Source organism: Aeoliella sp. (assembly GCF_965227375.1).
In the GTDB taxonomy this organism is placed as follows: domain Bacteria; phylum Planctomycetota; class Planctomycetia; order Pirellulales; family Lacipirellulaceae; genus Aeoliella.
The window spans coordinates 3,333,525-3,354,265 of the sequence record NZ_CBDDFX010000002.1; the positions used below are offsets into that span (position 1 = coordinate 3,333,525).

At 58.4% G+C, this 20,741-nt stretch carries 14 protein-coding genes; 12 read left to right on the forward strand and 2 right to left on the reverse strand.

The features are described from left to right. The first annotated feature begins 5 nt into the window (after window positions 1-5). The 5 genes from ACQK2L_RS26225 to ACQK2L_RS26245 all read left to right on the forward strand — a co-directional run bounded on the left by ACQK2L_RS26225 (window position 6) and on the right by ACQK2L_RS26245 (window position 6,721). Window positions 6-1,313 (forward strand): hypothetical protein, encoded by a 1,308-nt coding sequence (locus ACQK2L_RS26225; RefSeq protein WP_425400008.1) that lies wholly within the window; start codon window positions 6-8, stop codon window positions 1,311-1,313. Further along, on the forward strand, window positions 1,303-2,289 hold the full coding sequence (locus tag ACQK2L_RS26230) for a dihydrodipicolinate synthase family protein (protein WP_425400009.1): 987 nt from the start codon (window positions 1,303-1,305) through the stop codon (window positions 2,287-2,289). The genes ACQK2L_RS26225 and ACQK2L_RS26230 overlap by 11 nt, the downstream gene beginning before the upstream one ends. 57 nt (window positions 2,290-2,346) lie before the next feature. Continuing rightward, a complete protein-coding gene (locus tag ACQK2L_RS26235; protein WP_425400010.1) occupies window positions 2,347-3,495 on the forward strand; it encodes a sialidase family protein in 1,149 nt (382 codons plus the stop codon). Between the two features lie 156 nt (window positions 3,496-3,651). After that, the gene (locus tag ACQK2L_RS26240) at window positions 3,652-5,247 is read left to right on the forward strand and encodes a glycoside hydrolase family 172 protein (protein WP_425400011.1); all 1,596 of its coding nucleotides are present in this window, start codon (window positions 3,652-3,654) and stop codon (window positions 5,245-5,247) included. Between the two features lie 49 nt (window positions 5,248-5,296). After that, window positions 5,297-6,721 carry a sulfatase gene (locus tag ACQK2L_RS26245; protein WP_425400012.1) on the forward strand — a complete coding sequence of 475 codons (1,425 nt, stop codon included), beginning with the start codon at window positions 5,297-5,299 and terminating at the stop codon, window positions 6,719-6,721. A 7-nt stretch (window positions 6,722-6,728) separates the two neighbouring features. Here the strand turns inward: ACQK2L_RS26245 and ACQK2L_RS26250 are convergent, their stop codons facing one another. Both ACQK2L_RS26250 and ACQK2L_RS26255 read right to left on the reverse strand, forming a co-directional pair. Next, a complete protein-coding gene (locus ACQK2L_RS26250; RefSeq protein WP_425400013.1) occupies window positions 6,729-7,241 on the reverse strand; it encodes a hypothetical protein in 513 nt (170 codons plus the stop codon). Further along, the gene (locus ACQK2L_RS26255) at window positions 7,241-8,632 is read right to left on the reverse strand and encodes a sulfatase-like hydrolase/transferase (protein WP_425400014.1); all 1,392 of its coding nucleotides are present in this window, start codon (window positions 8,630-8,632) and stop codon (window positions 7,241-7,243) included. The genes ACQK2L_RS26250 and ACQK2L_RS26255 overlap by 1 nt, the downstream gene beginning before the upstream one ends. A gap of 318 nt (window positions 8,633-8,950) precedes the next feature. Here ACQK2L_RS26255 and ACQK2L_RS26260 point away from each other — a divergent pair, with 318 nt between their 5' ends. The 7 genes from ACQK2L_RS26260 to ACQK2L_RS26290 all read left to right on the forward strand — a co-directional run bounded on the left by ACQK2L_RS26260 (window position 8,951) and on the right by ACQK2L_RS26290 (window position 20,734). Beyond that, on the forward strand, window positions 8,951-10,039 hold the full coding sequence (locus ACQK2L_RS26260; protein WP_425400015.1) for a substrate-binding domain-containing protein: 1,089 nt from the start codon (window positions 8,951-8,953) through the stop codon (window positions 10,037-10,039). Between the two features lie 45 nt (window positions 10,040-10,084). After that, complete coding sequence (locus ACQK2L_RS26265) at window positions 10,085-11,611, forward strand: LamG-like jellyroll fold domain-containing protein (RefSeq protein WP_425400016.1); 1,527 nt, start codon at window positions 10,085-10,087, stop codon at window positions 11,609-11,611. A gap of 163 nt (window positions 11,612-11,774) precedes the next feature. Beyond that, the gene (locus ACQK2L_RS26270; protein WP_425400017.1) at window positions 11,775-13,292 is read left to right on the forward strand and encodes an exo-alpha-sialidase; all 1,518 of its coding nucleotides are present in this window, start codon (window positions 11,775-11,777) and stop codon (window positions 13,290-13,292) included. A 25-nt stretch (window positions 13,293-13,317) separates the two neighbouring features. Then, window positions 13,318-17,748 carry a PEP-CTERM sorting domain-containing protein gene (locus ACQK2L_RS26275; RefSeq protein ID WP_425400018.1) on the forward strand — a complete coding sequence of 1,477 codons (4,431 nt, stop codon included), beginning with the start codon at window positions 13,318-13,320 and terminating at the stop codon, window positions 17,746-17,748. A gap of 32 nt (window positions 17,749-17,780) precedes the next feature. Beyond that, a complete protein-coding gene (locus ACQK2L_RS26280) occupies window positions 17,781-18,842 on the forward strand; it encodes a DUF1559 domain-containing protein (RefSeq protein ID WP_425400019.1) in 1,062 nt (353 codons plus the stop codon). Window positions 18,843-18,911: 69 nt separating this feature from the next. Continuing rightward, window positions 18,912-19,343: a hypothetical protein gene (locus ACQK2L_RS26285; protein WP_425400020.1), complete on the forward strand. Its 432-nt coding sequence runs from the start codon at window positions 18,912-18,914 to the stop codon at window positions 19,341-19,343. A 242-nt stretch (window positions 19,344-19,585) separates the two neighbouring features. Beyond that, on the forward strand, window positions 19,586-20,734 hold the full coding sequence (locus ACQK2L_RS26290; protein ID WP_425400021.1) for a sialidase family protein: 1,149 nt from the start codon (window positions 19,586-19,588) through the stop codon (window positions 20,732-20,734). The last annotated feature ends 7 nt before the right edge of the window (window positions 20,735-20,741 follow it).

The following is a 20,741-nucleotide window of genomic DNA, read 5'->3' on the forward strand; positions in this document are numbered from 1 at the left end:
AGAGCATGGCTCGCATCTTACTCGCGGCAGTCAGTATCGGGTTGCTTTGCAGTCAGCCCAGTGGCGCTGAACCTGCCGACACGGCTCCTAGCGCGCGTCGCGCGCTCACTTTAGATGAGCTACGCAGCGCACGCGAAGAGGCCAAGTTCCGTCGCCGACGGATCATCGTCAACAACGACGGCAATGACAAAGTCCGACCTCCGTATACTGTCGAGCGGTTCTTGGCGGCGCGCACAGCGGGGCTGGCCGACTCGCAGGTGGATACGATCTTCTACTGCAGTGGCGTTCCCATGCTGTATACCCATCGCAGTAAGATCGCCGAACAAACCGGCGTGGGCATTCACCAGGATGCGCCCAATAAGGAATGGGTCGCTGCGTTCAATGAGATGGACACCGATTCCCTCGAGATGGTTGTCAATTGGAGCAAGGAACATGACAAGGAGGTGTTCTGGTCGATGCGATTGAACGATCGCCACGACTCAAGCCCCAATTGGCCCTGGCTGATCACCGAATGGAAGCGAAGCCACCCCGAGCTGCTGATGGGCACCGAGGAAGGTGGACTGCCGGACCACTTCGAACGGGGCAAGAAGAGCTGGTCCGCAATGCGGTACGACAAGCCGGAGGTTCGCCAGACGGTGTTCGACCTGATCGAAGAGGTCTGCACCAACTACGATATCGACGGCGTGGAGCTGGACTTCTGGCGGCACCCGCTTTACTTCACCGAACCGCTCGAGGGCAAGCCGGTACCGCAAGCCAAGATGGACGAGATGACGGAGCTGTGGCGTCGCGTCCGACAGATGACCGAAAGGATCGGCCGCCAGCGCGGGCGTCCCTTTCTGATCGCCATTCGAATCCCCGACTCCATGGACTACTGCCGCGCCATGGGCCTCGACGTTGAAAAGTGGCTTGAGGACGACCTGGTCGACATCGTGACCGGCGCCGATTACTTCAAGCTGGAGCCGTGGGAGAACCTCGCCGCCACCGGCAAGAAGTACGATGTGCCGGTCTATGCGTGTTTCGAGATTCGGCGGGTCCAGGGCAAGGAAAACCGACGCAAGACCGACGTGAAACTCTGGCGCGGCGAAGCCTACAACGCCTGGAAGGCCGGCGTGGATGGAATCTATCTGATGAACCGATTTGATCCTCGTGATCCGTTAACGCGCCAGTTGGGTGATCCGGAACTGCTCGAGTCGCTGCCACGGGTGGACCAAACGTCCTACTATCGCCCAGACAACAGCTTCAAGCCACAGGACTTCGTTCCTGATGGCTTGAAGTACCTCAAACAACCTCCACCGAAATCCAATGAACAATAGGCTCACGGGGCTCTACGCCGCCACTTTTACGCCGATGCGGAGCGATGGATCGCTCGACCTGCAGCAAGTGCCCGCCATGGTTTCGCACTTGGCGAAATCGGGTGTGGCTGGCATTTACGTGGGAGGGAGCACTGGCGAAGGGATGTCGCTCACTTCGAACGAGCGGATGGAATTGACCGAGGCGTTCATCGCGTCGGCCAAAGACAAGATGCTGGTCATCGCGCACGTGGGTCACAACTCACTGGCCGAAGCGCGGCTGCTCGCCCAACATGCTTGGAACGCCGGAGCCGACGTCATCTCAGCCACCGCGCCGAGTTACTACAAAATCGGAAGCGTACGACTGCTCCTGGAGTCCATGGCGGAATTGGCCTCGGCCGTGCCGGACGCACCGTTCTACTACTACCACATTCCGTCGCTCACCGGCAACGAGGTCAGTATTCCACGGTTTCTCGAGCAAGCGCCTACACGCATACCAAGTCTAGCCGGCATCAAGTACACCGCACCCTATGTGCACGAATACCAGGCCGCCACCACCACGTGCGATGGCAAGTACGACGTCCTGTGGGGCACCGACGAAATGTTGCTCAGCGCTCTGGTTGTGGGTGCTCAGGGAGCCATCGGCAGCACCTACAACATCTCCGCTCCGCTGAACAACTCCATCCTCACCGCATTCACCGATGGCGACCTCGCCACGGCCACCGGGTTGCAGCAGAAATCGGTCGACCTGATCCGCGTGCTGCTCTCCTATCCGTTCCACGCGGCGATGAAGTCGCTACTAGCGCGGCAAGGCATCGAGTGCGGCCCTTGCCGATTGCCACTTGGCAATTTGTCGGAAGCGGAAGAGAAGCTGCTGCACCAGACTTTGGACGAGTCGGGCATCTCCAATTGGTTGTTCGACCAACAGCCGCCTGCTACCATCAACAAGCCCCATGTGTCCTTCGGCTCCAGCCGCTCGACAACGGGCGTGAAGAAGTAGGTGGCGGAAAGCCCACTTTACTCAATTATCAATCACTCCATTTCGCGAATCGCAAACATGACGAATCACTCCAGAATAGCAGCAACCCACCTGCTGGTAGCGTTTAGCCTCTTCGCCTCCACTTCTATTGCGAGAGCCGACCAGCCAGCAACTCAAGAAACCAACCTGTTCGTTAGCGGTAAGGGTGGATACGACACTTATCGCATTCCGTCGCTGATCGCGACTAAGGAGGGAACTTTGCTGGCGCTGTGCGAAGGGCGAAAGAATAGCAGGTCCGACGCAGGCGACATCGACATGCTGGTTCGTCGATCAACGGATCAGGGAAAGACCTGGTCGGACACAGCCGTGATTTGGGACCACGAGGGAAACACGTGCGGCAACCCCTGCCCTGTTGTCGACCAGGAAACCGGCGTCATCTGGCTGCTGATGACTTGGAACGAGGGATCCCGGCACGAGTCGAAGACGATGCCCGGTTTTGGCACCGACTCGCGCCGCGTGTTTGTCAGCTCCTCGGAAGACGATGGCAAGACGTGGTCGACGCCGCGCGATATCACTGCCGACGTGAAGGACAAGAAGTGGTCCTGGTACGCTACAGGCCCCGGAGCAGGCATCCAGATCGAACATGGCAAGCACAAAGGGCGGTTGGTCATTCCCTGCGACCACAAACTTCCTGTCGGCAAGTCGATCGAGTATCGCTCGCACGTGATCTATTCCGACGACCACGGCAAGAGCTGGCAGTTGGGTGGCGTAGTACCAGAGGATGACGTGAACGAATGCGAGGTAGTCGAGCTGGCCGAAGGACGACTCATGCTGAACATGCGCAATTACGACCGCTCGGTCACCGCGCGGCAAGTTGCCTTCAGCGACGACGGAGGTGCCACCTGGTACGGACAGCGGCACGACGATGCACTCACCGAACCACGCTGCCAGGCGAGCATTCGCCGGTGTCGCTGGCCCCAAGGCGACGAGCCAAGCATATTGGTGTTCTCGAATCCGGCCCATCCAACCAAGCGGCTGAACATGACGCTCCGCGCCAGCCTCGACGACGGCGAGACGTGGCCCATCGCCCGACAGCTTTACGCCGGCTCGAGCGCGTACTCTTGCTTGGCAGTGCTGGACGACGGCCGCATTGCCTGCTTGTACGAAGCCGACGACTACGGTCGCATCTGCCTGGCGATTTGCGATCCCGATACGCTACTCAAGTAGCAACTCCGCAAACCGCGGCGTCGAAATCGCTTTTTCGTGCAGCCGTGCGGCGTGCTCTAACACCCTCGTACGGCCGGATGCTCTAATGACGTCATGGAGCCTACGCACACGCGGTTTGCGTGCTCTCATTCGCCCACGATTCGAAAGCCGTCCACCATGATCAAGACATCGCTCGTCGTTCTGCTGCTGTTTCTTGTTAGCTCCACGGCCAGTGCACAAGGGCTGGCGGAGTTGGCCACACCTCAGAGCGGCCGTAGCATGCGCGCGACTTCGGCGCATCGCTCTGGCAGTGATGGCGAGTACGATCCTTCAGCGGAAGTCGATCCCGACAGCAACCTCGACCGGCAAGACCTTGAGCCGGGCAAGACGCGCGTGCTGCTCGAGGCGGATGGCCCCGGCGTGATCACGCACATCTGGATGACTTTCCTCGGCCCCCAGCCGCAAGGCTGGGCTCCCAACGGCGCGGCGAACCACCAGGAGATGCTGCTGAGGATCTACTACGACGGCTCGGACCGCCCTGCGGTCGAAGCACCGATCGGCGACTTCTTCGCCAACGCGTTCGGCAAGCGGTCGGAAGTGATCAGCGTGCCGGTCATGGTGGAGGATGCCGATTCGTACAACTGCTTCTGGCACATGCCGTTTCGCAAGTCGATTCGCATCGAAGTGGTGAATCAGAGCGAGAAGATGCTGAAGAAGTTGTACTACAACATCGACTGGATCAAGAAAGACGAGTTGCCTGCAGATACTCCCTACTTCTACGCGCAGTACAAGCAAGAGTACCCGGTCAAACAAGGCCAGGACTACGTGATCCTGGACACCGAAGGCAAAGGACACTACGTCGGCACGGTGCTCAGCGTGCGGATGCGGAGTCCGGCATGGTTCGGCGAAGGGGACGAGAAAATTTACATCGACGGCGAGCAGAAACCATCGATCTGGGGAACCGGCACAGAGGATTACTTCCTCTCGGCGTGGGGGCTGAAGCAGGTAATTTCACCCTACTTCGGCACTCCCTTTTTCGATCAGCGCGGGCCGGGCGGGCACGTGAGTTCTTACCGCTGGCATATCGGCGACCCGATAGTGTTCGACAAGAGCATCAGGGTCACCATCGAACACTATGGCTGGATGTCGCCGGACGAGAACCCTGAGTACCGCTCCACCAGTTGGAACGAGCGGCAGGACGACTACTCGAGCGTGGCCTTCTGGTATCAAACGGGAACTCCTACGTTCGATGTCAAAGTTCCCCACGCCCGCGAGCGCGCCCTGCCCAACCTGGACAAGATCTTCTACGCCACGGATATGCTGGACAAGATCAAGCACGGCGACGGGTCCACGAGGAAACAGGAATTCGATATCCTGCCCAAGGGACACATGCTCTACAAACCGGAGACCCAGGAGAACGCCCGACTTACCTTCCCGTTTACTGTTGAGAATAAGGAACCTGTGCGACTGGTCGTGAGGGCGACGCAGTCGTACGACTTTGGCATCTACAAAGCCACACTCAACGGAGTCCCCATTGGTCGCCCAATGAACTTGTACTCCCCCAAGACCAAGTCGTGGGACTACGCATTGCTCGACTTCTGGCCCGAGCCCGGCGAGTATACCCTGCAACTGGAATGTGTAGGAAAGGCTCCCCAGTCGAGTGGTCACCGCGCGGCCATCGAATCGGTTCGGCTGCGCGAGCGGCGACCGCGCGTGAAGGAGATGGCGCACGACCGGGACAAAGATTGGCGCGAAGATCCGCTGCTCTACTAATACCTGGAGCCACTTGAAACCTGCACCAATACCTGAGAGGCATCCCAGCATGCGCACCTTCCATCTCTTGCACTCGCTCACCTTGGTTGCAGGATTCCTTGCGATCACTCTTTCCCGCTGCGAAGCTCAAGAGCCTCGGCGCCCTGACGTGTTGATGATCGTGGTCGACGACCTGAACGACTGGAACACGCTGCTCAACGACGACGCACCGATCGAACTGCCCAACCTGGAGCGATTGGCGAAGCGTGGCGTGCTGTTCACTCGTGCGTACTGTGCTTCCCCAGCGTGCAACCCGTCGCGTGTGGCCACGCTCACGGGGCTGCGCCCTTCCACCAGCGGGGTTTATGGCAACAAAACCGATTGGCGGCGGGGTGTCGGCGACCGCAAGACCATCATGCAGCAATTCAGAGAGGCCGGTTACCACGTGGCCGGGGCGGGGAAAATCTTTCACCACCAATACGACGGGGCGTTTCACGATCCGCAATCGTTCGACGATTTCCAACCCATGAAGCCGCAACTCTATCCTCCAGAGAAGCTGAACCAAGCGCCGGAGTATGGGTCGGAGAATACCGATTGGGGCACCTGGCCGCCGAACATCGAAGACTCTATCGACTTTCACACGGCTAACTACTGCAGCGAAAAACTGCGCAATCCGCCGGCCGATAAACCCATGTTCTTGGCCTGCGGTATCTACAAACCTCACTCTCCATTCTTCGCCCCCGCACAGTATCAGTCCGTGCCTGCGGGTATCTCCATGCCGGCGCTCGGCCAAGACGACCTTGACGACTTGCCCTCTGGCGCCGCAGCACTACTGAAACCGAAGCGGTGGTTCTGGCAGGGCATGACCACACTCGACCAACGAATTCCCGGGTCGTATCGCGAGTTCATTGAGTCGTACGCAGCGTGCGCCCGATTTGCCGATGACCAGATCGGACGAGTCCTGAGCGCGCTCGACAAAAGCCCTCGCCGGGACAACACCCTGGTAGTACTTTGGTCGGATCACGGGTTTCACCTGGGCGAAAAAGAGCACATCGAGAAGTTCGCCCTCTGGGAAAAGTCGAATCACATTCCCTTCATCGTTGCGCAGCCGGGTGTAACTCCGCGGGGTGCTACCTGCGAGGTGCCGGTCGACATGACCTGCTTATACCCAACACTGCTCGAACAATGCGGCCTGCCCGCCGACGATCGCGCCGATGGCCAGAGTATTTCCAAGCTTCTGGAGAATCCCAGCGACACTTCCGCAGAGCGCGTCGCGGTGATGACCTACTTGCGCGGCAACCACGCGGTTCGCAGTCCGCGTTGGCGGTACATTCGCTATGCGGACGGCACCGAAGAACTGTACGATCACACCAGCGATCCCCACGAGTGGACCAACCTGGCCGCCCAGGAGCAGTACCGAGACATCATTGCCCAACACCGCCAGTGGCTGCCCAAATCGAACGCGGCGCCTGTGCGTGATCTTCGCAAGCCATAGCGGATAGCTATGGATGCTGCTCTGCTTCTTCAAGAGCAGCCAACTGGTTTGATACCAGTTGCACGTGCATTGCTCGATGTGTGACATCTGCACCATCGATTAGCTTATCGTATCCCGAAACATCCGCCCAGACCAAGCGTGCGGCAACCCTTTTGCCGCCTTCGCCTTCGAGCGCTGTGGCATAGCAATAAGCAACGTTGGCCGTTTCAGGATTGGCTCCTTCAATGATGTCTAGCAGCAACTGCAAGACTTCCGCTGGACTCTTATGGTACGCAGCGCTTAGTTCGTGGGGAATGACTAGCCTGACGATGGGAAGCTTGTTTCCATGCTCGGTCGCCGTCGCCACATCGCCACGATCGATGCACTTTCGGATCCTGGAAAGCTCCGACACCGTCAGTCTCTTGGGGGCGGGCTCTTCATGGCCCCCAATGCCAATACCAATCAACGCTGCACCCCCTGCGCAGACGGTCATCAACGCTAGTAAGAACCACAAGCGAAACCCGACGCGACCAGTCATCATCACTTGGGTATCTCCTGATCTATTTGCTGGCTCAAACGCTGGACCACATCGGCCTGCTCACCCGCCTTGTTGTGCTGTTCGGCCGGATCGCTCGACAAGTCGAAGAGTTGCGTTCGAGCGGTGTCCCATTCATGCAAGACTTGGTAGCGAGTGGTGTCCTCGCCCCGGTGACGCAGCAGTAGTTTCCAGGGGTCGGTCACACACCATCGATACTGTAAGGTCGACATCGGCGATTCCACTTCGGCGTTGTGGGTCGACCACACGCCGCCGTACACCGCTTTTCGTTCTGCTCGGGTTCGGGCGTCGCGCAGGTCGATACCCGGCAGGCCCTCGGGCGGGGTGATACCACAGGCGGTCAAGATGGTGGGCATCAAGTCGATTGAGCTTGCCAGGTCTTGCGAGCGCTCGGACTCCACCTTCCCCGGCCACGACACCATTATCGGCGTTCGAATCCCCAATTCGTACGGAGCACCCTTCGATCGCGGAGCGTAGTCGGGCCACCAGCCGTCGGGCAAATTCGGAGCATTCTTGTCGACCGGAGCCCAACCGTTGTCGCACACGTAGACGACCATGGTATTGTCCTCAATGCCTGCCTGCCGCAGATGGTCCAACAACGTGCCGCACGATTCGTCGAACCACTCGCACATGGCAAAGTACTTCGCGACATTCGCCGGACGGCCGGGCGTTTGGTACTTCTGCAGCAATCGTTCTGGCGGGTTGTGAGGCGTGTGGGGCATGAAGGGTGCGTACCACAAAAAGAACGGGCGATTCTCGGCCACCGCGGAATCCATAAACTCCAGGACCGGAGTCATCGTCTCGCGCCCAATCTTCAATCCTTCGTCGCCATGGCGTCCACGGCGATTTGGATCGCCGTGCGTCATGCCATCGGTAAAACCGCCGTCCTGCCACGAACCTTCCCACCACTTGCCCGATTGAAAGGCAAGGTAACCATGATCGACGAGCATGCGCACAAGGCTCGGGTGCTGGTGAAAACGTCTTCTCATTGGCAGGTCGGACACCGCGCGCCGACGATGATCCACGTCGTTGGCCACCACTCCGTGCTGATGCGGATACAAGCCTGTGACAATCGAAGCGAGGGACGGCCGACAAAGTGATGTGGTCACGTACCCGCGAGGAAGCACCAAACTACGACTGGCCAACTGGTCGAGGTGCGGCGTCTGTATCACCTCATGCCCCATGAACCCATAGTCAGTCCACGCCTGGTCATCGGAAAGCACGACGACCACGTTTGGCGGCTGAGCGCCAACCGCAGAGGCTGGATACAACGTCCACGCCACCAGCATCCCAATCATGCCCATTGCGGCGATGGGCAGAAAGCGTGCTCCCGCGCAGGTTCTCTCGAGGAGCAAGCTCCGAAGTAAGGTGTTCATACCGGGCGATTGTAGTCGAATACGCCCCGCAGGAGGTCCTTTCCGGCGGAAACTTCGCCACCTGCGCAAAGGCAAATCGTTACAGCGCAACGAGTTACGTCACACACGGACATCCCTCGCCCCTCCGGCCTCCATAGGGCGCCTCGCCTTAGCGACGGAAACCCTTGTTCAAGTATTTTCACTGCCAGAACCGGCAAGGCGAAAACTATTTCTGTGTTGATCGAAATTATTTGTTGACTCAGAATATTAAATTGGTAATATGTGGTTGTCGAGGCGGTCGACGAGGCTTATAGACGCTTCTCATCTTGGGTTCACGCAATGCCTCAGAAGGTGGTATCGATCACTCCGCAGATCGCGGAGCTGGCGAATCAATTGATGGACGATATTACATCGCGCGGGCTATCGCCCGGCGATCGATATTTGTCTACCGCAGAAGCCTCCCGGCTCTTGGGAGTCAGTACAGCAGCGGCTAATCGGGCGCTGCAATTGCTCGAGCACCGCCGAGTTATTTCCCGCCAACAGCGCAAAGGCGCCTTTATCCTCGACTACTCCGAGGACAACCAAGCGCCTCCGTTGCACCGAGTGCACTTCTTGACTCATCCCCTCTACATGCGTACCGAGGGAATGGGCAACGACCACATCTTGCTGGGGATGCAGCGAGATCTTCCGGGCGTTCATGTACAAATCAGCTTCCTTCCCCAGGGAGATGAGACCACCCTAGTGCAACAGTTGATTGGCCAGGCGCTGGCGGCGGACTCTACTGATGGTTTTGTGTTGGTCCGCGTGAGCTGTGAGACTCAACGATTGGTGGCCGGGTCGGGGTTGCCGGCAGTGGTGTTTGGCGCCGTCTATCCCGGCATTGATGGTCTGGCAAGCCTTGATCGCGACATGGACTCCGTAGGGGGCTTGCTGGCTGAGTGGATGCTCGAGCGCGGACATCGGCGAATAGCCTACTTGAATCGTCAGATCGTCCTTCCTGGAGACAACACCACAATGGAGGCCATCGCTGGGGTGCTAGCCAAAGCTGGCTGCCCCGTCGATTCGCTCCTAGTGCGTGGGCTCCCTTCCGATTCTCAAGCAAGCGTCGCCGACCTGAAGTCGCTACTAACGCGGCCCAATCCTCCGACTGGATTCATCTGTCGAACGCACCGGATCGCCGAAAACACCGAAGCAGCCATAGTGCGTGTGGGGGGAGATCCGAACAAGTTTGATATTGCGGTGTGCGACTTTTTCTCGGGCGGCAAGGACGAGTGCCGGTTTGCTTATCCTCGACCTATTGAAGACGACAAACAGCAGGGGCAACACCTGGCGCGCTTACTTTCGTCGCAACTCGATGGGAAAGCCGGCCCTGCGCAACACGTTGTTGTTCCAGTGAAGTTGCAACTACCAGGAGATGAAGCAACTTGAGTACCTGACTTACCTCTTCTTTTGATTTTATTGGCGGAGAGTCTCATGATTTCCAGAACTGCGGTTGTGCTGCTAGTAGCTCTCAGTTTGTGTGGTGGTCGACATGCGTCGGCCAATTTGATGGCCCATTGGCCGCTGGACGACGCTGGTGGCAGCGGCACAGTGCTAGAGACCATCAACTCATACCATGGCACACCGGGCGCGGGTGTCACTCAGGGAGTAGTCGATGGTTCGCTGGGCGCCACGGTGGTGGAACTGAACGGTAGCTCGAGTGCGAACATCGACCTGTCGGCCCATGTGGCCAACTTTAATGGCATGACGTCCGGAACCGTTACCGGCTGGTTCCTGCACGACGTAACCTCGGACGACGCGCTCTTTACGCTCTCGGACAACACGGTGGGTTCCACTGAAGCACGCGTCATGTCGGAAGACGACCGCATATTCTACGCAATTCGCGACGAGGGTGGAAACCCAACGGGCGAGGGCGAGAAGGTGCTCAGCCACGAAGGTCTCAACGATGGCCAGTGGCATCACTTTGCAGTGACGATGGACGGGGCAGCACAACTTACCAAACTGTACGTCGATGGCTTGCTCGTAGGACAAGACAACGCGCCGATCTGGGGCAATATTACCGACGCTACGACCGCGCTAAATACCATGTCGATTGGATCCAACACCGATAGCGGTGGCGTGCAATGGGGTTGGGATGGACGACTGTCCGATTTTGCCGTCTACGACGACGCGCTGACCTATGGTCAGGTGCGCGACGTCATGCTGAACGGCGTTTCCACTGTGCCCACGGACCTGGGTCCTGTGGTGCGTCCCAATGGAACCATCGCTCACTACAAGTTCAACGAGAAAGCTCCCGGCAATCCCGCGAATGCCAATGATGTGATCGTCGACGAAACGGGAAACCACAACGGAACCGTGATGTCTGCGCTGAGTTATGTAGATGGGCCGGATGGCTCCGCGCTGCACTTTGAAGGCGACGACTTCGCTAGCCACCGCATCGAAGTCGCCAAGGACGAGGACTTCTACGTGCTTCCAGGCGAGGGATTCACGGTAGAAGCCATCTTCCGCACAGACGCCGATGGCACGCTCGGCTTGGTTTCCATGAACGGAAACGGCGGAGAGACGTGGATGCGACTGCAGAATGGAGAAGTGCGATGGTACATCAACGATAGTGGCGGAATTGGCAGCATCAACGTGCAGTCAGACGACACCGAAGGGGAAATCGCCAACACCGGCGAATGGACCCACGTGGCCGGCGTGTACGACCCGGCCGCTGAGCAATCCCGCCTGTACATCAACGGAGTGCTGGTCGACACAAACACCGCACCTGCCGCATTCGCTGCACCGCTGAACGGCGACACCAATCCCCTGGTGATTGGCGACTTTGTGGGCACTGACTCACGCAGGTTCATTGGCGACATCGACGAGGTGCGAATCACCCGCGGGGCGCTCGTGCCGAGCGAGTTCCTACAGGTGGTGCCTGAACCATCGTCGGTGGTGTTGGCCACCCTGGCACTGGCAGTTGCGGGTTGGACTGCAAGGCGACGAGCAAAACAGTGAAGCAGCAACCTTAAGGGCAGCTCTCGTCAGGTTGGCCCTGCTTTCGAGCAAGGCTGACCTGGCGGGACTATTACAAGCAGAGATGCGACCGGAACTTAGAGTGGCGAACGACAGAGTGATGCAGATGCGACATATTGGACTACAACTTCTAAACCTCATAGCGATGGCCAGTTTACTGGCAATCGGCACCACCGACGCGCATGCCGAGTTCGTCAAGCGTCTGGTCTTCGAGAGCGGAACGGAAGGCTACAACATCTATCGCATTCCGACAATCGTTCAAGCAGCCAATGGCGACCTCTTGGCCTTCGCCGAGGCGCGATCGGGCGGCGATGCAAGCGAGATCGATATCGTCATGAAGCGGTCGACCAACAATGGCGATAGCTGGGGCACACTTCAAGTAGTGGTAGAGAACAACAACTACCGCGGCTGGGATGGACTACCGCTCACCAATGTCACCGCAGGAAATCAAACTCCCGTCGTCGATCACCTCGATCCACAGAATCCCGGCCGCATCTGGATGCCATTCACGCTTGAAAACGACCGCGTATTTGTCACCTACAGTGACGACCACGGGGCAACATGGGAGTTCGACGCGAATGGCCGCGCGCGGGAAATCACCGCCGACGTAAAGCTGCCCTCGTGGGGTTGGTATGCCACCGGTCCCGTACACGGCATTCAGCTTACTCGAGGCGAAGACGCGGGCCGACTAATCATTCCTTCCGACCACCGTGCGGACGGCTGGGGTTCACACGTTGTGTACAGCGACGACCACGGCGTCACCTGGGAACTCGGCGCCGTAGATACTCGCAGCGCTGAGGATCCCGCACACCCCAATGAGAACGTCGCCACCGAACTGGTGGATGGTCGCGTTTACTTCAACGCCCGTGATCAACACGGCACCAGCGAAGGGAATCGCGTGATTGCATACAGCAGCGATGGCGGCGAAAGCTATGACAGCCCCTTTGCCCCCGCACCCGAGTTTGTCACCCCAGTCGTGCAGAACTCGGTGATTCGCTTCCGATCCGTCGACACCGGTGACTCTGAGAACATCCTTATCCACTCAGGGCCGGGACAAGCAGACAGTCGCAACGACATGACCATCAGTGTTAGCTACAACGAAAGCGAAAGCTGGGGCAAGCGCACACTCATCCATGCTGGACCTTCAGCGTACTCCGACCTGGTGAAGATCGACAGCGATCACTTCGGCGTACTTTGGGAAGCCGGCGACTCGCTCTACGAAGAGATTCTGTTCGGCTACATGTCCATCGACGATCTGGATCCAACCGCTTTCAACGGAATCGACGGCGACGTGAATCAAGATGGCATCGTGAACATCGACGACCTAAATCACTTCATTGATGTCTGGGAGCCCTACTCGGACAAGCAGTTCCTAGGCGGCGTCGACAACTACACAAACGGCGACTTGAACTTCGACAACACGCAGAACATCTACGACGCCGCCCTGTTGCGGCAGTATTTACTCAACGCAGGCGTTCCGACCGACGGACTGCAGGCGTTGTTCCAACCTATACCCGAACCATCCGCCGTTGTGTTGAGCGCCATCGGCGGTTGCTACTTGCTCCGCGGCAGGCTTGCGCCGCGAACCTCCTTGATTTCCGACATCTTTGGATCGGCCGTGGACAATAGCACCACAGCGCCCGGTCAGCTTGGTACCCGCTAGACTTTGTTTTATTGAGGAACTCCCCATGTCTGCCCACTCTCATCGACGCCGCAGTGCTCACCTACTGCTCTTGACGGCCACCTGCTGTTTCTACGCACTCTGCGGGATGCAAAAGGCATCGGCTGTGCTGGTTCTTCATTTCGATCCCAGCGACACTCGGACTACTTTTCAAAACGGCTACGAGGACAATCGTTACGGTACGGTTCCCGCGTTGACTCCAGGTGATGCGGTTGGCTGGATCATGGACACCCGCGTCCCCAGCACCCCCACGCCTGATCCCGATAACGGACCAGACGGCTTCATCGATGCCCAGCAGGGAGCCAACCCTCTGGCCTTGGGTATCCACCCCACAGTTGGAAACGTGGTCGAATTCACGGAGTCCAACGGCAACCTGCTGACCTTCGAAGGCGAATCGAACAACCTGACAGATGGCTGGAATGCCAACATGGACACCAACCTAGCTACGGTCCTACTTGCGGGCAAAGTGGATGGAAGTGGGTCAGGCACCAACTACCTGTTCGACTTCCGTGATGACGATCCTGTAGGTGGCGGGTCCAACGTTACCGATGGCCTTGCTCTCCGCTATAACCACAACACCGGCGAGCTCGAGGGGGTCGTCAAGCAATCGGTTGTGACGTCGGTGCCATTGGGTACTGGCGAGTGGTTCACCGCGTCGTTGGTGTGGGACGGACCAAACACCACTGCCACGATCTCCGTCGAGACGCTGGCTGGCGTCGCTTCCAACACCGGCACCGCCTCGGACATGGCGATGAATATCGACCGCAGTCGCTGGGGAGCCCAAAGCGACGGTAGCGACGCATTCGCGGGCCTCATGGGTGACTACATGGTCTACAACGACGTGGACGACCACTCTGCCACGTTTGCCGCCTTGAGCGCCGACTACCTGGTTCCGCTTCCAGAATTGACCATCAATCGGAACACTGGCGAGATCTCCATCACCGTACCAAGCGGCGGCGTCGCTCTGACCAACGTCGTGGGCTACGAAATTACTTCCGAATCGGAAACCTTGGATCCCACCACGTGGACTTCGATTGCCGACAACTACGACGCCGGCAGCCCAGGCCCGAATCAAGTCGATCCGGACAACAACTGGACCAAACTGTCGGACCCTGCACTGAGGACCGACTTGAGCGAGATTGAGTTTGAGCAAAACGGCGGTGCTGCCAACGGTGCCGACTTCATGCCCGGCACCAGCACCAGCCTGGGCAACGCCTGGATCCGGTACTACGAAGAAGACGTCCTTGCCAATATCGTGTTCGACGACGGAACGGTAATGCCTCTGGACGTGGTGTTCACTGGCAACGGTGGTGTGCCACTCACGTTTGGTGACCTCGATTTTGACGGAGACGTGGACATCGATGACTTCAACAACGAGTTCGTCCCTAACTACGGCTCTGATACATCTGCATTGATTGCGGGACCGGAGAAGTACGGCCAGGGGGATCTGAATCTCGACGGTACGATTAACATTCAAGACTTCATTATCCTCAACAACGCCTACGCCGCAGCAAATCCAGGCGCAGCCGCACTGTCGTTCAGTGCATTAAGCGTGCCCGAACCAACCACCTCTGCCATGCTGTTGATGGGTGCTGGGGCATTGGTGTTCTGCCGCGTGCGACGTCAATCGTTCCATGGCCTCGCCACCTGTGCGAAGCTGTGTGGTATCTTCGTCGCCCTCACCGCGATAACCGCTCGTGCCGATCTCGTGGTCCACATGGATCCCAACGTGCTGGAGAGCCAATTTGAAGACGGCGGTACCGGAGGTGGCTCCGATCCCGCCGAGATCGGCGATACCGTTGGTTTCATCAGTGACGTTCGTGCATCCCTGTACGGTGCCGCTGGAGCGGGCGATGGATTCGTCGACTTGGAAGGAAGCAGTGGCGACCTCGCGAGCCGACCACAGATCGTTCCGCATCCCACACTTGGAACCGTTTGGTCAACGACGGGCGGCCAGCGAATGCTAGGCCGCACCGGTCCATCCAACAACACAGATGGAATCGAAACCAACTTTGATACAAACACGATCAGCGCCATTGTGGCTGGCCAGATCAGCTCCCAGGGAAGCGGCAATGGTTATTTCTTCGATTTCCGCGACGATTCCGGCGACTTGGTCGACGGTTTTGCACTTCGGTACAACTACTCCAACGGCATGCTCGAGGGCTTGGCCAAGCAGTCCGTCAACGCGGCGGTTTCTATACCGTTGGACGAGTGGTTTATCGCGTCGTACTCTTGGGACGGCCCCAACTCCACCGCGACGGTCTCAGTCGAGACGCTTTCCGGAGAGGTACTGAGCAACACAGCCGCAGCCGAAAGTGCGGCATTAGATCCCGATCGTTGGCGACCCGTCGCCAATGGAAATGGTTCGGCCGGCTCACGCCTCTACGGACTGATGGGTGACTTCCTGCTGTACAACGACTTGGACGATCACAGTGATGTCTCCGATGCACTGGCCGATGACTATCTGTTGACGGTCGACGTCGCCATCAATCGTACCAATGGTGCTGCCACGCTGACCAACAACTCCGGAGTCGATTTTACGATCGACGCCTACACCATCACCAGCGCGATGGGCTCGATTGCCTCCGGGTCCTACAATTCGCTCGATGGTCAAGACTATGACGGTGGCGCTTGGACTCAACTCGACACCGACCCAACACTGGTCTCCGAAGGTGCGTTCTCCCTCGCTGGTTCAACCATCGCGAATGGTGCTTCGATTCCACTGGGGACGCTGTTTAATACGTCTGTCGGTGAAGAGGACCTCCAGTTCGCGATGCACTTGTATGGAGAAGCCGAAACGGCCTTCATGAGTGGTCGTGTGACCTACTTCGATGGACCCGGCGGGCTCGCTGGCGACTTCAATGGCGACAATGTAGTGAACCTCGCCGACTACACCGTGTGGCGTAACAACTTGGGTGCCGACGAGTCGGTGCTGCCTGCCGGCAGTGGCGATGGCTCCGGCACCGTGGATGCGGGCGACTATACCCAATGGAAGGACAACTTCGGCGCAACAGCCGGGGCCTTGTCCACGGTCGAAACCGCCGCTGTGCCCGAACCAAGCAGCTTGGCCATTGTGGCACTCTCGATGTTTGGGGTGGTCCTTTGGAAGTCCGGTCGCGTGCGCCAATTCGGCAAACTGGCTGCCGCCATGGTCTTGCCGTTGGTGGTTGCAAGCGTTGCTTCGGCGACGACAAACGATCGGCTCTATCTGTTCGGCGACGCCGACTCGTACGACGCTTCGCAGATAACCGTGTCTGAGGGGCTTACGATGGGCTACGCAGGCGCCAACACCTTCACGGCCGACGACGCGTACGTCGGAGTGGGATCAGGCCAGGACTTGATCGTAGCCGGTCCCACCTACACCAGTGTCTCTGATCGCCCCGGCGCCGATGGAACCGACTTTGGGGCCAACTTCGATGGAGCAAGCTCGCTCACTACTCCCCAGAGTCTCCACCTGCCACACACGTTTTGGAGGGACCCTGATTTCTTCAACAGCATGTCGCCAGCGTACTTTCCCCTGAACTACAACACCATCAACGCTCACGGTATCCAGCTATGGGCTCAACCAGATCAAACCGCCCTCGCGGCGGGGAACCGACAGGACGTTGTGATTGATACCACCGAGAATGGTATCTTCATTTCGGATGAGGGAAACTGGGGGTTGCAGTTCGACGGAGGTGGCGAGTCCGACGTTGCCGTGGCGGACACCCTCGATTCTAACGGCTGGGTGCACGTCATGCAGATCAGCGGCACCGGCGATCTGGTCGGTGGCCACTCACCTCTAGCGGCCATCATGTACGTAAATGGTATCGCCGTGAAAGCCACGGACGACCTTCCGGAACTCAACAACGACGGTTTGTCCATCGGCAGCAACCAGGCCGGCGATGGAAACTTCTACACAGGCGTTCTGGACGACGTCGCAATGTTCCTCTGGGGCGACAATAGCAGCCAACTCGGCGAAGACAATGCGGTCGGCGGCACTAACGGCGTTGGTGGCTTCAACGCCGATGGCGACGACTGGGGCGCCTTCTCTTTGTTGGAAGACAACGAATTCATCGCCATGGCCATCGCGGACCTGGGCATTGGCGCCCTTGATGACGGTGACGTGAATCTCGACGGCGACGTCGACATGGACGACATTGCCGCGCTGCAGTCTCACTGGGGCAATGCCAACCTGGTTGATGGCTTCCCGACCGGCGATTGGATGACTCGTCAACAAGGCGACCTCAACCTCGATGGCCTCACTAACGTGCTTGACGCCGTGGTGCTCCGCGACGAACTTCTCGCGGCAGGATTCAGCAACATCACCCTCGACGCCATTGTGGGGGGGACTAACGTACCAGAACCCAACAGCCTCTTCATCGTAATGGCTGGAGTAACGCTGGGGCTTGTGACCTTTCAACGTTCAAAAGTCGCGGTGCGTTCACGCAAAGCGTGATACGCACGGCACACACGAAATGGAGAAAAGCGATGCGGAAACTAGAATTCAAGACAGGCCGGAACGGATTCACGCTCGTCGAACTACTAGTCGTGATTGCGATCATCGGCATCCTTGTGGCGTTGCTCCTGCCAGCCGTGCAGTCGGCACGAGAAGCGGCGCGACGCACCTCATGCCAGAACAACTTCAAACAAGTGGGAATCGCGCTGCACAACTACCACAGTGCGATGAAGCACTTCCCCGCGGGAACTGAGTTCACCGCCAACGATGATCCATCTGATTGCCCCGGCTCCGATCCAAATGGATTTGCCAGCTTTGGGTGGGGCGCGTTCCTCTTGCCCTATATGGAACAGCAGGCCGTGTATGACATGTTGGACTTCGAGACCAACGTCTACAACGGATCGAACTGGGTTGCCTCTGAACAACTCATTCCGGGATTCCTCTGTCCTAGTGAAGTCAACGAAGACAAGTGGGTAGACTGCTGCAGTGGAAAGGACCACTATGGGGCACCGGGCTACGACTGGCGACTCTCCAACATGGTGGCCATTGGCGACAGTGTCGAAGCACACTGCTGGCAGTACCAGCCGCACGCCATCGGCCGCGGCGTCATGTTCAACTACAGTAAGGTCTCGGTCGCTAAAATCACCGATGGCACGACCAACACCATCGCGGTTGGCGAAGTCACGTCAGGACGCGGCTTTGATGCCAACGCACAACCGGTGTGGGTCGGCGCCACTTGGGTCACACGTGCGATTTCCGATGTGTACGAAGGCATCAATGGACCAGGCACTCTGCCCGGTGGACGCGATGACGGCTTAGACCCATTCGGCAGCGCTAGTGGAGGAAATAGTGAGAACCGGCATGAAGAGTACTCTCGCGAGAATGGCCTCTCCAGCTACCACCCGGGCGGCGCTCACCTGCTGTTTGCCGATGGCAGCACGCAGTTCATCAACGAAGATACGAACCAGGATGTTTTATTCGCCTGGGCAACCCGGGCGGACGGTGAAGTGATCAACGTCGAGGCCGGAACCGCTGCCATTGTAGATCGCAATCCTCCAGCCAAACCCGGCGGAGGCGGAGGTCCCGTGCGCTAAGGCGGAAGGACAGTTGTTTGGACGGGCCTCAATACAGGACAGAGGGTAGTTAACTTGAGTGGTCTAAAGTTGCGTTATTATAAGCACGGAACGATGCTGTGCTGCCTGATCGGATTGATCTCGCTGACATGCACGGGGTGTGGGAAGTCATCGGGCATCGAGAAAGTTGTTTTCACTGGCAACGTGTCGTTAGATGGTCAGCCCATCTCGAATGGCGAGATCCGCTTCTTCCCCATCGAAGGAACCCAGGGGCCGGTTTCTGGCAGCCCTATCGTGGACGGATCCTACGAGACGAAGTATCGCGACGGAATCCCTGTTGGCAAGCATCGAGTCGAGATCATGGCCTACCGTGCCAAAGGGGGTTCGGTACCTGCCGAAATTGCGCGTGAGGGAGGGGCTACCGAACAGTACTTGCCTCCCAAGTACAACACAAGCTCTGAACTAACTCGCAGTGTTGAGTCGGATACGGAAACCATGGACTTTGAATTGACTTCAAAGTAGGCCAAGGTGCGTCTTTACGCTACCGGCGCGTCGGAGATCCACGTTAAACCTGCGCGAAGACGCCGGGGCTGCGGGAATTCCACTCGAAGCACACCGTCACACGCCCGAGAGGTACGCGCTGGCCAGCGGCGTCTGTGGCCCCGATTCTGAAGACGATCTCACACAAACAAACGCGATTAGCTTCTGTAGTGCGAGCCAAGCCTCGCATGGGCGGAGATTACTGTTCACCAAAAGGCGAAACGATGGTTCCCAACTTTGTGCGAAGTGTGGTCCTGCTTGTGGTGCTCTCCCTGATTGCGACGGTCTCCCATGCCGAAGAGCGCGATTACGAAGGCGATGCATTTGATGTAACGACCATCGACTCGCTCGAGGCGAATGGCCCGTACAACAAGATCTGGGAACCGTACATCGCCAAGTGGAAGAACAAGCACTTCGTTTCCGTTTACGGTTTGCAAGTGACTGGCAAGGGCGACATGGGAGATGTTGTCTGCTCGATTTCCAGGGACGCCGGCAAGACCTGGGGGCAAAGGGTGATGGTGTTCGACCATCGGCATCGCAACGGAACCGTCCAGTATGCATACAACAATGCGGTTCTCTACCGCCCGCCGGGACAAGACCTGATTTGGGTGTTCGCGATGAGGGCGCCGATGCATTATCGCGACAGCGAGAACGCCGACCTCGTAGCCGCCTACACGGCCGACGGGGGATACTCGTGGCATCACGTGGAAGTCGCCATGGACTACCAGGGCTCGCTGATCATCGTAGCCGGTATCGAGGCGGTAGAACGCGATGGGCAGACGCACTACTTACTGCCGGCTCACCGCAACAGCTTTCGTCGGGACCCACACGGCGACCGTCGACAGTTCGTGCTGGAGAGCACCAGTTTGCTTCACTGGAAGCTGGCGGGCTATATCCCCTACGACGAAGATAAACCTGTCTTCCTTCACGAAGGAGGTATCGCTCCGGGCGAAGAGCCAGGTGATATCAAGATGGTGATGCGTACCGCCACCATGGATCGCGAACGCCCGATCGACCCACCAGTGGCCTACTCGTCGGTGAGCAAAGATGGTGGCCGCACTTGGTCACTCGCTCAACCCGAACCGGAGCTACCCAACTACCGCTCCAAGAGCTTCTTTGGACGTGACAACAATGGAACGTACGTGTGCGTCTACGGCGACACCGTCGACCGCCGTGGGCTGTACTACAAGACACGCACAACGGGCGGGGATTGGTCTCCGCAGAAGGACTTCTACGTAGCAGACAACCGCAACAGCTACCCCGCGCTTATCGAAGAGAAGTCAGGGCAGTGGATCGCTGTGTGGGACAGCTCCAACTCGCCAGAACGCAAGCGAACGGCAATTCGGTTTGGACGACTGAAGGTAGAGGAGTGATGTCGCG

Bases quoted from the DNA above. Each gene is read 5' to 3' on its own strand.
- ACQK2L_RS26225 (WP_425400008.1), top strand. From the start codon at position 6: ATGGCTCGCATCTTACTCGCGGCAGTCAGTATCGGGTTGCTTTGCAGT.
- ACQK2L_RS26230 (WP_425400009.1), top strand. From the start codon at position 1,303: ATGAACAATAGGCTCACGGGGCTCTACGCCGCCACTTTTACGCCGATG.
- ACQK2L_RS26235 (WP_425400010.1), top strand. From the start codon at position 2,347: ATGACGAATCACTCCAGAATAGCAGCAACCCACCTGCTGGTAGCGTTT.
- ACQK2L_RS26240 (WP_425400011.1), top strand. From the start codon at position 3,652: ATGATCAAGACATCGCTCGTCGTTCTGCTGCTGTTTCTTGTTAGCTCC.
- ACQK2L_RS26245 (WP_425400012.1), top strand. From the start codon at position 5,297: ATGCGCACCTTCCATCTCTTGCACTCGCTCACCTTGGTTGCAGGATTC.
- ACQK2L_RS26250 (WP_425400013.1), bottom strand. From the start codon at position 7,241: ATGATGACTGGTCGCGTCGGGTTTCGCTTGTGGTTCTTACTAGCGTTG.
- ACQK2L_RS26255 (WP_425400014.1), bottom strand. From the start codon at position 8,632: ATGAACACCTTACTTCGGAGCTTGCTCCTCGAGAGAACCTGCGCGGGA.
- ACQK2L_RS26260 (WP_425400015.1), top strand. From the start codon at position 8,951: ATGCCTCAGAAGGTGGTATCGATCACTCCGCAGATCGCGGAGCTGGCG.
- ACQK2L_RS26265 (WP_425400016.1), top strand. From the start codon at position 10,085: ATGATTTCCAGAACTGCGGTTGTGCTGCTAGTAGCTCTCAGTTTGTGT.
- ACQK2L_RS26270 (WP_425400017.1), top strand. From the start codon at position 11,775: ATGGCCAGTTTACTGGCAATCGGCACCACCGACGCGCATGCCGAGTTC.
- ACQK2L_RS26275 (WP_425400018.1), top strand. From the start codon at position 13,318: ATGTCTGCCCACTCTCATCGACGCCGCAGTGCTCACCTACTGCTCTTG.
- ACQK2L_RS26280 (WP_425400019.1), top strand. From the start codon at position 17,781: ATGCGGAAACTAGAATTCAAGACAGGCCGGAACGGATTCACGCTCGTC.
- ACQK2L_RS26290 (WP_425400021.1), top strand. From the start codon at position 19,586: ATGGTTCCCAACTTTGTGCGAAGTGTGGTCCTGCTTGTGGTGCTCTCC.